This is a genomic window from Microcoleus sp. PH2017_12_PCY_D_A (genome assembly GCF_020738565.1).
In the GTDB taxonomy this organism is placed as follows: Bacteria; Cyanobacteriota; Cyanobacteriia; order Cyanobacteriales; family Microcoleaceae; genus Microcoleus.
The window spans coordinates 26,263-41,257 of the sequence record NZ_JAEQCI010000012.1 but is presented as its reverse complement, the minus strand read 5'-3'; the positions used below and the strand labels follow the sequence as shown (position 1 = coordinate 41,257).

Genomic DNA, 14,995 nt, shown 5'->3' with positions numbered 1-14,995 from the left:
ATTTCTAAGATAACATAAGGAACAGGCAAGATGCCTGTTCCACAACTAACAAATTATTGATGGTGGAACGGGGATCTTGCCGTTCTTAAAAAGAGTCAACAAATTCTATTTGCTCTTATCTGTTCTCTGCCGCAAAATGAATTCAGCTACACTCAAATCAACGGGCGTTGTAACTTTCAAATTCGTTTCTTCTCCCTCCACAATTTGCACTGGTAAACCGCATTTTTCAAACAAAGCTGCATCGTCTGTAACTTCCCAACCTTTCTCCCGCCCTTGTTGGTGACACTGCTTTAACAATTTCACTTCAAATCCTTGGGGAGTCTGGGCTGCCCATAAATTGCTTCTGTCCGGCGTGTCTCGCACGATTCTAGACTCGTCCACCACCTTAATCGTATCCTTGACCGGGACGGCGACAATCAAGCCCGGACAGCTTAAGAGAGCTGCTGAAGATCGATCGAACAATTCAGGAGTTGCCAAACACCTGGCGCCGTCGTGAATCAACACTCGATCGGCATTTGGCGGTAAAGCCTGCAAACCGTTGTAAACTGACTCTTGCCTGGTAGCGCCTCCTTGAATCAGTTCCACGGGCTTGACCAAAGCTAAATCGCTGATAATTGCCTTAAAATCAGGAAAATCTTCAGGCTGGCCCATAATGCCGATCCAGCTAATCTGCTGCGAAGCTTCAGCGGCGGCCAAAGTCCAACTCAGCAAAGGTTTTGAGAGCAAAGTCAGCAGCAGTTTGTTCCGCTGACTACCCATCCGTCGCCCCGAACCCGCCGCAGGAATTAATAAGTGCATTCACTAACCCTTCTTCACCCAACTAGGTATATATTAAAAGCGTTCTGTACTTTTCAGTCAGTTGTTTAGCTGTCAGCCCGTAGCTTTTAATGTCTAAAAATACTATAAGCTGATATCTGAATGCCGATCGCTGAGAGCTACCTCGATAGATAATAGCCCGATCGTTTATGATGCGAATACTAGCACTTGTCCCAGGCGGGATTGGCGACCAAATTTTATTTTTCCCTACCCTTGATGACCTCAAGCAGTCTTATCCAGAGGCTCAAATTGATGTCATCGTGGAACCGAGGGCGAAGGGCGCTTACCGAGTCTGCAAGTCCGTCAAAGAAGTCTTGACGTACAATTTCAAAGACCGCAATGCGATGGCTGATTTGGGAAATTTACTGGGCGTAATTCGCGATCGCGAATACGAAGCAGTTGTTTCCCTAGGCCAGCGCTGGACTGTAGGACTTCTGCTGTGGCTGACCGGCATTCCCCAGAGAGTTGGGTATTCTGGAACCAACGGCGCTCGATTTCTCACCGATTCGGTACCTCTGAAAACAGACCAGTACGCGGCTTCAATGTACCACGATTTGCTGCAAGGATTCAACATTAACAATCCAAGTCCTGCGATCGCAATTAGTGTACCAAAACAGGACATTCAGTGGGCGGAAGCCGAACAGCAGCGGTTGGGAATCAAAGAAAGCGGTTACATTCTAATTCACGGCGGTTCGAGTCAGCTAGCGCTGTCTAAAGGTATTGACAAAATTTACCCGATAGACAACTGGCAGCAAATCATCCAAGACTGCCAGCAGCGGCAGCCGAATTTACCCGTTGTGGTGGTGAAAGGGCCCGAAGATGGAGCCTTCGTGAAAAAGTTAGTCGAACTCTGTCCGAGTGTAAAAGTTATCTCGCCCGATGATGTAGGCAAGTTGGCGGCCACCATTGCTGCTGCTAATTTGATGATGTGTACCGACAGCGCGCCGATGCACTTGGCTGTAGCGGTTCAAACTTATACAATAGCTTTGTTCGGCCCGACTGAACCTGCAAAATTGCTTCCAAAGAGCGATCGCTTTTTGGGAATTAAATCTCCTACTGGTAAAATGGCTGACATTTCTCCGCAAGAGGTTTTGAAGAAAGTTTGGGGAGGCTAATTTAGGAAGGCGGGTTTTGTACAGGAATTATCTGTTGTCTGGAAGTTGACTTGCTTAACCCGCCCCTTGTATCTTGAAATAGTGCGATAATTCCCCAGCACGAACGAACTTTAGTGATGGCTGAAGATACTTTTCAAAAGTCGAAACAGCAGGAAATAAAAAAATTATAGCCTTCGTCAAAAAGATGATGTGTGTTTGGCAATTAGTAATTGGTAGTAGTCGTAGGGTGTGTCGCTACCAACAATCCCTAGATACATAGGATCGCTCCTGTAAATAATTTACACAAGCTTGTGGGATGGGCGTCCCGCCCGTCTATAAAGGACGGGCGAGACGCCCATCCCACAATAATTAAAATTGTAAGTTATTTAATTGTCATTCCATATCGACAATTTAACAGATCCGCACCCGATGGCAATGGTTTTATCAACAAACACAACATGATGGATTGTCTAGCAATCTTTTATCTAAATGGTATTAGCTCTACAAAGCAAGCTGTGACACAAAGGCACAAAATGAGTGATATTAATCACAGAGTGTCACTTATTCAGGAAATACTTGCTTCACACAAGCTAGAAATATTGCTGCTAATAAAAGAGTGGCAAAAACCTTGGTATAACAGTCATCCAGCTCGAACACGGCTATCAGCAGTTGTCTGAATTCACATCATTTCAGTTTTTACGTAAAAATACTGTAGACAAATTAGAAGCACTACCTCTAAAGTAGGAGAATCACAACACAGCTAGATACAGGGGTAGTCAATGATGTTGAACAGCTTGGAATCAAACACAACTTATCAATCAAATGTAGCCCGGGACGAGCTAGTGAGCGTTTTGACAAAGGAAATTGAAGCGAAAGAACTCGCGAAACGAGCAAAAAATCTACAGGGCAATCCCTTGGCATTAGGCAGAACTTATATTCGTATTTTAGAAGCCGGAGGGCATCTGGGCTGCTGAGCCGAAATTTCATCCTAATTTCATTTGGCAGTGAAAGACTAGGTTGAGGAGATAAATTTTAGCTCTTGGTCATTGCTTAGCAGTCGTTTCTTGAAAAATGCTCATAAGTAACTGCGGTTAATTCGGTTAACTTACTTATTTGGGCAAAATACCAACCGCTAAGCCTGTGGCACTCAACCTCATTTCCAGGAAAATGCCAAGGATGATATTTCACAAATATTCTCAATTTCCGGCAATTATTAGCAGCTTTTCGGTAACTTTTATTAGCCTAATTTTATTGAGTTCTCCTGTGGCAGTTTTCGCCCACGCGGGACACGGCAATGAATTTCACCAAAGCGGCGAAACAACTCAAACTCCGGCGGCTATTTCTGTCGGTGCCGAAACAGCAAAACGGTTGGGAATTAAAGTCTCCCCGGCTACCCGCCAGCAATTAGATATCGGCATCAAAACCACAGGACAAATTGAAACTTTGCCCAACCAAAAAGTGGAAGTGACGGCTCCGGTGGCTGGTAAAGTGGTAGAGTTGTTAGTTAAGCCTGGGGATCGAGTATCAAAAGGTCAATCCGTTGCAGTTTTGTCGAGTTCTGAATTAGGACAGTGGCGGGTTGAATCTCTCTCGAAACGAGCGGAAGCTGAGGCAGATTTGCAGCAAGCACAAGGCGATTTGAAACTAGCTACCGAAAATTACGATCGCCAATTGCAAATATCAGCAGCAGAAATAATACAAGCCCGAACTCAATTAGCAGCAACAACTCAACAGTACCAGCGAGAGAAAGAATTAGTAAATAAGCGCTCTGTTGTGAAAGTTGCTAAGGAAAATTATCAGCGTCAAGTTGCAATAGCGCAAGCAGAAATAGCGCGGGCGGAAACTGAACTGACTGTGGCTAAAGAACAGTTCGATCGCGATCGAGAGTTAGTTGCATCAGGTGCGATCGCGCGGCGTACAATGCTAGAGTCGCAAGCCCGCTTCGCCGAAGCCAAAGCCAGTGTTGCGAAGGCAAAAAGCCGTCCCGAAGTTATCAGAGCCGAAACCGAAATTAAACAAGCTGAAGTAGACCTCCCGATGCGGGAATTGCGCGATTCCCAAGGCAAGGTGGCAGAGGCAAAAGCTCAACTCACCAAGGCTCAGAGCCGCCGGGAAGTGTTGGAAGCCCAGAATCAGGTCAAACGCGGCAAAACTGCCGTGCAAGTCGCTCGATCGCGCATTCGCTTAGCCGACGCAGCCTATCAAGCGCGGCTGCAACAATTAGGGACTGTTGCGAACGATCGAGGACTTGTCACCGTAATTGCTCCGATTTCTGGCACGGTAGCCGATCGCGCCATCACTCCAGGAGAGTCTGTAAGCGCTGAAAAACCGTTGATGAGCCTCTTAAATGACAGCCGCGTTTTTGCCACCGCTAACATCTACGAAAAAGACTTGAATCAGGTAAAACAAGGCCAGGAAGTTAGGGTAAAAGTTGCTCATTTGGGCGATCGGATTTTCAAAGGAAAAATCACCTTAATTGGCTCATCCGTCGAAGGAGAAACGCGAGTTGTACCGGTGAAAGCAGAACTAGATAATAGTAACGGCGAATTAAAGCCCGGACTGTTTGCTGAGTTGGAAATTTTAACCGACAAAACTGCCACAAATGTTTTAGCAATTCCGAGTGCGGCGGTAGTGGATGTTAGCGGTAAAAAGACTGTTTACGTCCAAAATGGCGATGCTTATCAAGCTGTTGACATTGAAGTCGGTCAAACTGCTGGGGATTTAGTTGAAGTTAAGAGCGGTTTATTCGATGGAGATTTGATTGTAACCCAGCGCGCGCCTCAACTTTACGCCCAATCTCTGCGGGGCGGTAGCAAACAATCAACAAGCGAGGAAAAGAAAGAGGCAACTCCCAAGGTAACAGAGGTGAATTTGAATAATTTGCCCGTGTCTTTGTGGGCGGGAATTGGGGGAGGAATTGCGATCGCCTCCGTGACTTTTTTTGCAGCAGGGGTATTTTGGGGAAAACGGCGCAAATTGCCAGCAATAACAGCAGATTCTGCAAATAATGGTTTTTCCACATCTGAACCAGTGTTGAACGATAAATTGCTGTTACATAATGACAACCATCACGTTAAAACTCAGGAGGCAGAAGTCAAGAGTTTGAAGTAAAAAAATGCTTGGATATCGCAACAATATCGGATGTAGTTAATTACCCACAATCAGATTTGTAATAAGAGCTTGAGTTTTTTCTGGTTAATTACCATAATCAGGTTTGTAGTAAGGACTTTAGTCCTTATTCCCTAAAACCTTTATTAGAGGACTGAAGTCCTCACTACAAACCGAATTTTTATCTTTATTTGCGGTTGCTTAAAAAATATCTAAACTCTAGGCTAATAAAATGTTCAGCACAATTCTGAGATGGGTAATCAACCGCCGCTGGCTAGTCGTTCTCGCCACCATTATTATTAGTCTTTGGACATTATATATCATCCCCAAAATGTCCCTTGATGTCTTCCCGCCTTTTGCACCCCCGCAAGTCGAAATTCAGACGGAAGCACCGGGCCTCGCACCTGAAGAAATCGAGTCTTTAGTAACACTCCCGATCGAAAGTGCAATTAACGGAACTCCCGGAGTAACAGCAGTGCGATCGGCTTCGGCTGTAGGCATTTCTGCTGTTAAAGTTATCTTCGATTGGGAAACGGAAATTTATAAAGCGCGCCAGTTAATAACCGAAAGGTTGCAGCAAGCTCAAAGCAAACTCCCGGCTGGCGTAAAAACACCACAAATTTCTCCGACTACTTCTCCGGTTGGGCTGGTAATTACCTATGCTTTTACATCAGAAACTACTCCGCTGATGGAAGTGCGCCGTCTGGTTGATTGGCAAGTCACAAATCGCCTTTTAGCAGTTACCGGCGTTGCTCAAGTCGTGGCTTACGGCGGCGAACAAAGGCAGTATCAAGTATTAGTAGAACCTGCAAAGTTGAAAGCTTTTAATGTGTCCTTGCAGCAAGTGGCAGAAGCGGCGAAGGCTGCGAATGTTAACGCGCCGGGAGGCTATTTAATTACGCCCGATCGCGAAACGTTAATTCGGGGCGTGGGGCGGATTGAGTCTGTGGCAGATTTGCAGCAATCTGCGATCGCCTCTCGCCAAGGAACGCCCGTCAGAATTGGTGATGTCGCCGATGTCAAGATTGGGGCTGCAATCAAGCGGGGCGACGGCAGTTTTAACGGTAAAAAAGCTGTGATTGTGTTGGTAAACAGACAGCCGATTGCTGATACTCCGACGGTAACGAAAGCGATTGAGGCGGCAATGGCTGAGGTACAGCAAGCTCTGCCCAAGGATATTAAAGTTACTGTGACTTTCCGGCAGGGAGAGTATATCAATTCTTCGGTGGAGAATGTGCGATCGGCTTTAGTGGAAGGCAGTATCATTGTCACCATCATTCTCATCCCATTTTTGATGAATTGGCGCACTCTGACGGTGGTTTTGCTCGATTTCTTCCTAACTTGGCTCTTCGGGCTGCTGGCGATGTATTGGCTGGGATTGGGATTGAATACGATGACTTTGGGTGGGTTGTCGGTGGCGATCGGAACTGCGATCGACGATGCGATCGTCTATGCCGAAAATACCTACCGCAATTTGCGAGAAAACACGGCTTCTGTACATCCGCGCCCGGTGATGGATGTGATTTTTGACGGCAGTCAAGAAGTGCGCGATTCGTTAATTGGAGCGACGGTAATTGGGATTGTGGTGTTTTCGCCAATTTTTAGTTTGCCCGGTATTGAAGGTCGGATTTTTACGCCGATGGGAATTAGTTATTTGATAGTTGTAGTGATTTCTAGTCTAGAATCGCTGTTCATTTCTCCGGCTCTTTGTGCTATTTTGTTGCCGACCAAACGGATGAGTGCCAAAGAACCTTGGCTGCCAAGATTTTGCAAGAAAATATATCACTTTTTTATTGAATTGTCAATGCGCTATTCGGCAATTATTTTAGCTTTTGCTGCTGCTAGTATGGTGGCTGCATTAGTTATTTTGCCTTCCTTTGGGCGGGTATTTTTGCCGGAGTTTCAGGAGCAAACTTTGGTCAATACTATTCAGCTTTATCCGGGGGTGTCTTTGGAGACAACGGATAGCGCGGCTTTTGCTTTGGAAGATGCACTTAAGGACGATCGCAGATTTGAATACGTGCAAGTGCGATCGGGCAGAGCTCCGGGCGATGCTGATGCTGCGGGTGTGAATTTAGCTCACATTGATATCGGTTTGAGCGAAGAAGGAATGAAAAATCGGTCGAAAACTTTGGAGTCTTTGCGGCAGGAATTTGGGAAATTACCGGGAGTTGCACCAAATATCGGCGGTTTTATTTCTCACCGCATGGATGAGGTTTTGTCCGGTGTCAGGAGTCAAATTGCTGTCAAAATTTTCGGCCCGGATTTGGATCAACTTCGCACTATCGGTGCTCAAGTTGAAGCGCAAATGAAAACTGTTCAGGGAATTGTGGATTTGCAACTCGAACCGCAGGTACCCGTGCCACAAATTCAAATTAAGTTTAACCGCCAAGCTGCGGGGAGATACGGTTTGAAAATTGGTGAGCTTTCAGAACTAATTGAGACTGCTTTAAATGGCCAAGTTGTATCGCAAGTTTTGGAACTACAGCAAACTTTTGATTTAGTTGTTTGGTTGCAGCCGTCAGCCAGAAACAACCTCGCAACTATTCAGAATTTGTTGGTTGATACTCCCAGCGGTAATAAAATTCCCCTGGCGCAAGTTGCGACTGTTAAGTACGGTACGGGCCCAAATACGATTAATCGCGAGAATGTTTCTCGGTTGATTGTGGCGGCGGCTAATGCCAAAGGTAGGGATTTGCGATCGGTTGTGAATGAAATTCAAGCTAAAGTCAAACGGGAGGTGCAGTTACCTTTTGGCTATTTTATCCAGTACGGCGGTCAATTTGAGGCGGAAGAAAGGGCTTCACAGAATATTATGGTGTTTAGTGCGATCGCCTTTTTGGTAATTACAGTATTAATGTACATTTCTGTTAAGTCAATTCCTTCAACTGCGATGATTATGATTAATTTACCGCTCGGATTAGTCGGAGGAGTAATTGCTGTAGCTTTGACTGGCGGTATAATTTCCGTCGCTTCCCTGGTTGGCTTCGTCACATTATTCGGCGTAGCTACCCGCAACGGCTTGCTGTTAGTAGACAACTATAACTCTAAATTTGCTGAAGGAATGCCGTTTAAAGAAGCTATCGTCAAAGGCTCGATGGAACGGCTCAACGCCATCCTGATGACCGCTTCAACTTCTGCTTTGGGTTTAGCACCTTTAGTCTTAGAGGGCGGGCCCGGAAAAGAAATTTTGCAACCTTTGTCGATCGTAGTTTTAGGAGGATTGTTTACTTCTACGGCGTTAACTCTGCTAGTTTTGCCAGCTTTGTATGCTCAATTTGGGAGATTTTTACGACCTCAAGAACCTGAACCTGTTGAAGATGAAAAAGCTGGTCTCACTGCTTTTTAGCAACGATTCTGGCTAATCTATGAATAATTTTCTGATGATTTTCCTTGACTTGCTGTCTAAAAGTGCCATAATTTACAAATCATTGTTCGCAAATAATAAACCACATGAAACCGCTAAAATCAAGTTTAATTATTCTAGCCAGTGTCGGATTGCTGTTTTTAGGAGCTTGCGGTAAAGGCGACGAAGCAAGCGATACAAAAATCACTTCAACACCCCCTCCTGCTGCTTCAAAACCTGCCTCTTCCGCTCCCGCCGCTGCTCCTGGTGCAACTGATAAAACGGCTCATCCTCAAGCAAGTAAAGGGGGTCAAGTTGTCGAGTCTGGAGCTTACCATTTAGAGTTTGTAGCTGAGAAAGAATCTACTGGAACTCACTTAGATTTTTATCTGCAAAAAGGCGACGCACACGCACCAGTCCCTAACGCAAAAGTTTCTGCTCAAGTGCAGTTGCCGAATGGAAAGCAGCAAACCCTAGCTCTCAAATACGATCCTGAAGGCAAACATTATACTGTTGTATTTCCAGTTAAAGAGGCCGGACAATATCCTGTGAAAATGAATGCGGATATTAACGGAGAAAAAGTGGACGGTCGTTTTACATTCACTCAGTAATTTGAGTTAAATTTATTTGTGGATACTCGGTTTGTTCCATCGGGTTTTTGTTAATAGTCCTGGACGCACAACGATCTCAGAAACCCGGTTTCTTCGTAAATTTATCGTTACTAAACGCAAGATTTTCGTAGAAACCGGGTTTCTAGCCACCCCTGCTTAAATCTTGTTAAGTTATAATCCAATAATCAATACTTCGGACAGTTTTAGATATAGTTAAGTCTCCGAAACCCTTACTGGCTATATGCTGGACTATTTTTTCTTTCGTTTGAGCAAGCGCGCACTCGTTTCAAAAAATGCGTAAAAAGTGGCAGGGCTTCCTCCGCAAGGCTTACAGGGCCGTTAAAAAACTGTCCGAAGTATTGATAATTAACTTTTAAGTATCTAGAATTTCATCTATATTTCATTTTTGACAGCAAAACTAATAAATAAGAACACCAATTAGTTAAGTTGTCAGGGATTACCGCGATGAAAAAGTTAATTTATGCTGCTGCATTTACCCTCATCCTTGCATCTAATGCCCCTGCTACTATTGCGGGAGGAGCCATGCAAAAAGCTAATGTTCCTCACCTGCTTGGTAGCGCTGCAACTCCTAATAGAGCGGGTTTTCAGGGTGCTACCCATCGTTTTGATATTCAGGTTGAGGGAAGAGCGCTTTCGGAAATTGCGATCGCCCTTCCAGACGCTCTGAGCATCCGTGGAGGAATCGAGGTAAAAAATCAATCCAATCAAAAAATAGAGACTCAAGTATCTCTCAACAACCAGAAAGCCACCGTAGTTTTTGCTCAACCAGTCGCGCCTGACACCACAATCTCAATTTATATGCGCGGCATTCAGACACGCGGTTACAGGTACAACTGGGCCTATGCAATATCTGGTAAAATGGTGGGAATAAACGCAGAGATTCCCCTCGGTAGAGTTGGGATTCAAACTTACTGAGCAATTGGTACTTTTCAAAAGGTACGTAGTTGCGCTTGAGCGAAGACAGCGCAACTACATACCTAGCGCGGCATAAGGTTACTTTTTATGAGAATTTTGCTAGTTGAAGATGAGCCAGATTTGGGAAAGGCGATCGATCGCACTTTGAAGCAAGAAAAGTACATAGTTGACTGGGCCCAGGACGGAAATGAAGCTTGGGAATATCTAGATAGTCATTGGACGCAATACACCCTAGCCATTTTTGACTGGTTGCTTCCAGGATTGTCGGGAATAGAATTGCTGCGAAGATTGCGCGCCAAACACAGTTTTTTGCCAGTTTTGATGCTGACAGCCAAAGACAGGATGGAAGATAAAGTGGCGGGATTGGATGCAGGGGCTGACGATTATTTAGTCAAGCCCTTCGGGATGGCGGAACTGTTAGCAAGGTTGCGGGCGTTGCAAAGGCGATCGCCCCAAATACAGCCCCAACAGCTACAAATCCGCAATCTCGCCTTAGATTGCGGTAGTCGCACGGCTTATCATCTCAATCAAAGCGGCACAAACCAAACAATTTCGCTGACTAACAAAGAATTTCAACTGTTAGAATATTTGATGAAACATCCGAACCAAATTGTCACCACCGACCAAATTCGGAATCAGATATGGGAAGCCAGCGCAGATACCTTTAGCAATGTAGTCGCCGCTCAAGTGCGCTTGCTGCGGCGCAAACTCGAATCCGTTGGCTGCGCGAATTTAATTGAAACTGTCCACGGCGTCGGATACCGGATGAGAAGTTAAATTCTGCGTTCAAAATTCCTTTTAGACTCGGCGGTTGAAACCGCTACACAAACAATGTCCGCCTCCGCGGACTAAGAAATAACCAGTTAACTGGTTCTTTGACTGGTTCTTAAACTCTGTCTATAAATAAGTTAAAGTTTTGTGGAACAGGCATCTTGCCTGTTTTTGATAATTAGATAAAATGTAAGTTTAAATGAATCAAAATAAACTATTTAACCGAACTCGCTGGCAATTAGCCCTTTCCTATGCGGCCGTAATGGGTTTGATTTTAAGCTTGCTGGGATTTGGAGTATATAAGGCGATCGCCCACGCGCACTGGATCGCCATCGATCGCGAACTAGAATCGGTAGCGGGGACACTCCACGATAGCCTCGAAATCAAGCTACAGCAGCCCGGACGCCTAGAACCAATCGTCAATGAACTTTTGCCAAACCTCCGCGTAATTGGAGTTAACGGCGTTAAAGAACAGTTAGCCGATCGCCATAGTTTAAGCGCGCTCAACCAAAGCTATTACTATATTAGTTTATTTAACAATTCAGGGAAATTGATTGCAACAGCAGGCGCTTATCCCGAAACATTGCCTCCAAAATTTAACTCTCAATACTGGCAAACAATCGCTGACAGCAAAGGCAATATTTATCATCAAATCTCTGTATCTCTGCACACTAACACCCTGGAAGATTGGGGATATTTTCAAGTAGGGCGGAGTTTGCAAGACTTCAATAATTATCTCAGTACAGTGAGATTAATTTTGAAATTGGGATTGCCGACAGCATTAATTTTGGTTGGTTTTTCTAGTTGGTGGCTGGCAGGATTGGCGATGAAACCGATTTATTCTTCTTACCGACAAATCCAACAGTTTACAGCGGATGCTGCCCACGAATTGCGGACTCCTTTAGCGGCATCCCAAGCAACTGTAGAATCGGCGCTGTTGATGCCACAATTGGATGAGAAAGAAGCGCGGGAAATTTTGCGGACTGTCGATCGCCAAAACCGACGATTGACTCAGTTAGTGACTGATTTGTTACTCTTGGCGCGGATGGACTATCAAGCAAAATCCGTTAGCGAAGCCCTCGAAGAGGATCGCCCTCAGCTTTGTTGTTTGAACGACTTGGTGGGCGATTTAGTCGAGGAATTGGCGGCTTTGGCGATCGCCTCCCAGGTAGCGCTAACATCCGAAATCCGCGTACAGCAGCCATTGAATGTTGTCGGAGATGCCGATCGACTTTACCGCCTCGTTACTAACTTAATTGTCAACGCCATTCAATACACTCCGGCGGTTGGAAAAGTCACAGTAATCTTAGATTGCACTCACCAAGAGGCGATAATTCAGGTACAAGATACCGGGATTGGGATAGCGGCGGCTGATTTAGCGCGCATATTCGATCGATTTTACCGAGTCAACAGCGATCGATCGCGCCATACAGGCGGTTCGGGACTCGGATTGGCGATCGCCCGCGCGATCGCCACGGCGCACCGCGGCAGCCTCAGCGCCCGCAGCGAATTGGGTTCTGGTAGCACATTTCTCCTGCGGTTGCCTTTGTGAGCTACTATGTGAGGGAAACCGAATCGTCTTTTTAGGGTAATCCCTTTTGCAGAAGATAGCGCGATCGCCCAAAATCATTAAATAGTCAGTTGACAGTTGACCGTTGACAATTGTAGGGGCGGTGCCCCCGTGCCCGCCCTCTTAGTTGACAGTTGACAGTTAATTTCTCACAATTATCACCGAAGAATTATGACAGTTTTAGAACAGGGAACAATCTCAATCCATACCGAGAATATTTTCCCGATTATCAAGAAGTCGCTATACACCGACCACGAAGTTTTCTTGCGGGAACTAATTTCTAACGCCGTCGATGCCATTGCCAAACTCAAAATGGTTTCCCGTTCCGGCGAATACAGCGGCGATATGGGCGAACCCCAAATCAACATTGCGATCGACAAAGAAAACAAAACCCTCTCAATTTCCGATAACGGCATCGGCATGACCGCCGACGAGGTAAAAAAATACATCAACCAAGTCGCTTTCTCCAGCGCCGAAGAATTTATTCAAAAATATCAAGGCAGCGGCGACGACGCAATTATCGGTCACTTCGGTCTCGGTTTCTACTCATCTTTCATGGTAGCAAAGCAAGTAGATATTGAAACCCTTTCTTACAAAGAAGGTTCCCAAGCAGTACATTGGTCTTGCGACGGTTCCCCCGCTTTTGAACTATCAGAATCCGCTCGGACTGAACGCGGAACTACAATTACTCTGACACTTCAAGATGAAGAACAGGAATATGTAGAACCCAGCCGCATCAAGCAGTTAATTAAAACCTACTGCGATTTCATGCCGGTTCCCATCAAATTTGAGGGAGAGCAACTCAACAAGCACAAAGCAATTTGGCGGGAATCAGCCAGCAATTTGCAAAAAGAAGATTACTTAGAACTGTACCGCTATCTTTACCCGTTCCAAGATGAGCCGCTGCTGTGGGTACACCTGAATACAGATTATCCTTTTATTGTCAACGGCATTCTTTTCTTTCCCAAACTGCGGCCGGATGTCGATGTCACCCAAGGCAATATTAAGCTGTTCTGCAATCAGGTTTTTGTCAGCGATCACTGCGAAGAAATCATCCCGAAATTCTTGATGCCGCTGCGGGGAGTCATTGACAGTACCGATATTCCGCTGAACGTTTCTCGCAGTTCTTTGCAAAGCAATCGGACCGTGCGGAGAATCGCTGATTATATTGCGAAAAAAGTGGGCGATCGCCTGAAAGAACTCTACCGCGATGACCGCAACGAGTACATCCGCTGCTGGCAAGATATCGGCACTTTTGTCAAGTTTGGAACTCTCAACGATGACAAGTTCAAAAAGCAAGTCGAAGATATCTTAATCTACCGCAGCACCTACGAACCAACAGCAGAAAAGCCAGAAAGTGCAACGCCCGAAGTGCAAGTGCAAACTGAGGACGGAGATTTGTGGCAAGATGTAACTCCGAAATCGGACAGTTCTACTTCGACGCAACCTTACACGACGCTGAAAGAGTATTTGGAACGCAACCAAAAACGCCACGAAAATCGGGTGTTTTACTGCACTGAACCAGCGTCGCAAGCAACTTATGTCGCCCTGCACAAAAGCCAGGGTTTAGAAGTGCTGTTTATGGATTCTTTCATCGACACGCACTTTATCAGTTTCTTGGAACGCGAATATTCAGATGTCAAATTCTCGCGGGTGGATTCCGACATCGACGACACGCTAATTGACAAAGAAAAAGAAGCGGAAATTGTCGATCCGGCGACGAACAAAACTCGCAGCGAACAAGTTAAAGAAATGTTCCAAACTGCTCTCAATAAGCCGAAAGTAAATATCCGCACTGAAGCGTTGAAATCTGACTCTGCGGAGGGGGCGCCACCTGCGATCGTCCTGTTACCCGAAGCTTTGCGCCGGATGCGCGATATGACGGCGCTATTGCAACAGCAAGCGGCCGAATTCCCCGAAGAACACGTTTTGCTGGTGAATACGTCTCACCCGCTGATTCAAAATCTGGCGAGTTTGAGTCAGGGTGCGATTATTCAAGGCGGTGGCGAGTCTCCGTCGGCGCAGTTGGCCAGCATGATTTGTCATCACGTTTATGACTTGGCTTTGATGGCCCAGAAGGGTTTCGATGCTGAAGGGATGAAGGATTTTGTTGAGCGATCGAACCACGTCTTGACAAAATTGACTGAGCGTGCAATGTAAGAACCCCCCCCCAACCCCCCCTTGAACCAGGGGGGGAGTCAGAGTTGATTTCCGGGTTTTAGAAACCGGGTTTTTCCAAAAAACCCAGTTTCTGCGTCCTGGACTAATAACTCAAGCCCTCTTCCTTCTTCCTTCTTCCTTCTTCCTTCTTCCTTCAGCTATAATGAAAGGCTGCATCAAAAACAAGTAGTCTGGAGGGCAATATGTCACGGAAATGTCAGCTAACGGGCAAGAAGGCGAACAACGGTTTTGCGGTTTCTCACTCGCACCACCGCACTCATAAGTTGCAAGGCGCTAATTTGCAGTGGAAACGGATTTGGTGGCCCCAGGAGAAGCGTTGGGTAAAGTTACACCTTTCTACGAAGGCGATTAAAACCTTGGAGCACAAGGGTTTGGAAATTATGGCTAAGGAAGCTGGAATTAATCTTTACAAGCTTTAAATAACCTTGTTAGTTGAGCAAAGGGCGATCGTGTAAATTAAAAGTGCGATCGCCCTTACTTTTACGAAAAAACCTGTTCGTAGTGAGGACTTTAGTCCTTCTTCCTAAGTAAGAAAACAAAGGACTGAAGTCCCGACTACAAA

11 protein-coding genes are annotated in these 14,995 nt (G+C 45.7%); 10 read left to right on the top strand and 1 reads right to left on the bottom strand.

What is annotated here, in order from left to right:
- Positions 1 to 105: 105 nt before the first annotated feature.
- Positions 106 to 798: a 2-C-methyl-D-erythritol 4-phosphate cytidylyltransferase gene (gene ispD, locus JGK39_RS01650; protein WP_293247004.1), complete on the bottom strand. Its 693-nt coding sequence runs from the start codon at positions 796 to 798 to the stop codon at positions 106 to 108.
- Positions 799 to 968: 170 nt separating this feature from the next.
- Here ispD and JGK39_RS01645 point away from each other — a divergent pair, with 170 nt between their 5' ends.
- The 10 genes from JGK39_RS01645 to rpmB all read left to right on the top strand — a co-directional run bounded on the left by JGK39_RS01645 (position 969) and on the right by rpmB (position 14,852).
- Positions 969 to 1,931, top strand: coding sequence for a glycosyltransferase family 9 protein (locus tag JGK39_RS01645; RefSeq protein WP_293247403.1), 963 nt, complete (start codon positions 969 to 971; stop codon positions 1,929 to 1,931).
- Positions 1,932 to 2,689: 758 nt separating this feature from the next.
- Positions 2,690 to 2,884, top strand: a complete 195-nt coding sequence (locus JGK39_RS01640) for a hypothetical protein (RefSeq protein ID WP_293295556.1) — start codon at positions 2,690 to 2,692, stop codon at positions 2,882 to 2,884.
- A 202-nt stretch (positions 2,885 to 3,086) separates the two neighbouring features.
- Positions 3,087 to 5,021, top strand: coding sequence for an efflux RND transporter periplasmic adaptor subunit (locus tag JGK39_RS01635; RefSeq protein WP_293247001.1), 1,935 nt, complete (start codon positions 3,087 to 3,089; stop codon positions 5,019 to 5,021).
- Positions 5,022 to 5,250: 229 nt separating this feature from the next.
- Positions 5,251 to 8,367, top strand: coding sequence for an efflux RND transporter permease subunit (locus JGK39_RS01630; RefSeq protein ID WP_293295554.1), 3,117 nt, complete (start codon positions 5,251 to 5,253; stop codon positions 8,365 to 8,367).
- Positions 8,368 to 8,471: 104 nt separating this feature from the next.
- Positions 8,472 to 8,975 (top strand): hypothetical protein, encoded by a 504-nt coding sequence (locus tag JGK39_RS01625; protein ID WP_293246995.1) that lies wholly within the window; start codon positions 8,472 to 8,474, stop codon positions 8,973 to 8,975.
- A 465-nt stretch (positions 8,976 to 9,440) separates the two neighbouring features.
- On the top strand, positions 9,441 to 9,911 hold the full coding sequence (locus JGK39_RS01620; RefSeq protein WP_293246992.1) for a DUF2808 domain-containing protein: 471 nt from the start codon (positions 9,441 to 9,443) through the stop codon (positions 9,909 to 9,911).
- Positions 9,912 to 9,998: 87 nt separating this feature from the next.
- Entirely contained in the window at positions 9,999 to 10,688 is a 690-nt protein-coding gene (gene rppA, locus JGK39_RS01615; RefSeq protein WP_293295552.1) for a two-component system response regulator RppA, read from the top strand.
- 193 nt (positions 10,689 to 10,881) lie between these two features.
- Complete coding sequence (gene rppB / locus JGK39_RS01610; protein WP_293246986.1) at positions 10,882 to 12,234, top strand: two-component system sensor histidine kinase RppB; 1,353 nt, start codon at positions 10,882 to 10,884, stop codon at positions 12,232 to 12,234.
- 189 nt (positions 12,235 to 12,423) lie between these two features.
- Positions 12,424 to 14,412: a molecular chaperone HtpG gene (htpG, locus tag JGK39_RS01605; RefSeq protein ID WP_293246983.1), complete on the top strand. Its 1,989-nt coding sequence runs from the start codon at positions 12,424 to 12,426 to the stop codon at positions 14,410 to 14,412.
- Between the two features lie 203 nt (positions 14,413 to 14,615).
- On the top strand, positions 14,616 to 14,852 hold the full coding sequence (gene rpmB / locus JGK39_RS01600) for a 50S ribosomal protein L28 (RefSeq protein ID WP_293150949.1): 237 nt from the start codon (positions 14,616 to 14,618) through the stop codon (positions 14,850 to 14,852).
- Positions 14,853 to 14,995: the final 143 nt, after the last annotated feature.

Coding starts and splice junctions, on each gene's coding strand:
- JGK39_RS01625 (WP_293246995.1), top strand. CDS start 8,472: ATGAAACCGCTAAAATCAAGTTTAATTATTCTAGCCAGTGTCGGATTG.
- JGK39_RS01630 (WP_293295554.1), top strand. CDS start 5,251: ATGTTCAGCACAATTCTGAGATGGGTAATCAACCGCCGCTGGCTAGTC.
- JGK39_RS01645 (WP_293247403.1), top strand. CDS start 969: ATGCGAATACTAGCACTTGTCCCAGGCGGGATTGGCGACCAAATTTTA.
- rppB (WP_293246986.1), top strand. CDS start 10,882: ATGAATCAAAATAAACTATTTAACCGAACTCGCTGGCAATTAGCCCTT.
- htpG (WP_293246983.1), top strand. CDS start 12,424: ATGACAGTTTTAGAACAGGGAACAATCTCAATCCATACCGAGAATATT.
- JGK39_RS01620 (WP_293246992.1), top strand. CDS start 9,441: ATGAAAAAGTTAATTTATGCTGCTGCATTTACCCTCATCCTTGCATCT.
- ispD (WP_293247004.1), bottom strand. CDS start 798: ATGCACTTATTAATTCCTGCGGCGGGTTCGGGGCGACGGATGGGTAGT.
- JGK39_RS01640 (WP_293295556.1), top strand. CDS start 2,690: ATGATGTTGAACAGCTTGGAATCAAACACAACTTATCAATCAAATGTA.
- rppA (WP_293295552.1), top strand. CDS start 9,999: ATGAGAATTTTGCTAGTTGAAGATGAGCCAGATTTGGGAAAGGCGATC.
- JGK39_RS01635 (WP_293247001.1), top strand. CDS start 3,087: ATGATATTTCACAAATATTCTCAATTTCCGGCAATTATTAGCAGCTTT.
- rpmB (WP_293150949.1), top strand. CDS start 14,616: ATGTCACGGAAATGTCAGCTAACGGGCAAGAAGGCGAACAACGGTTTT.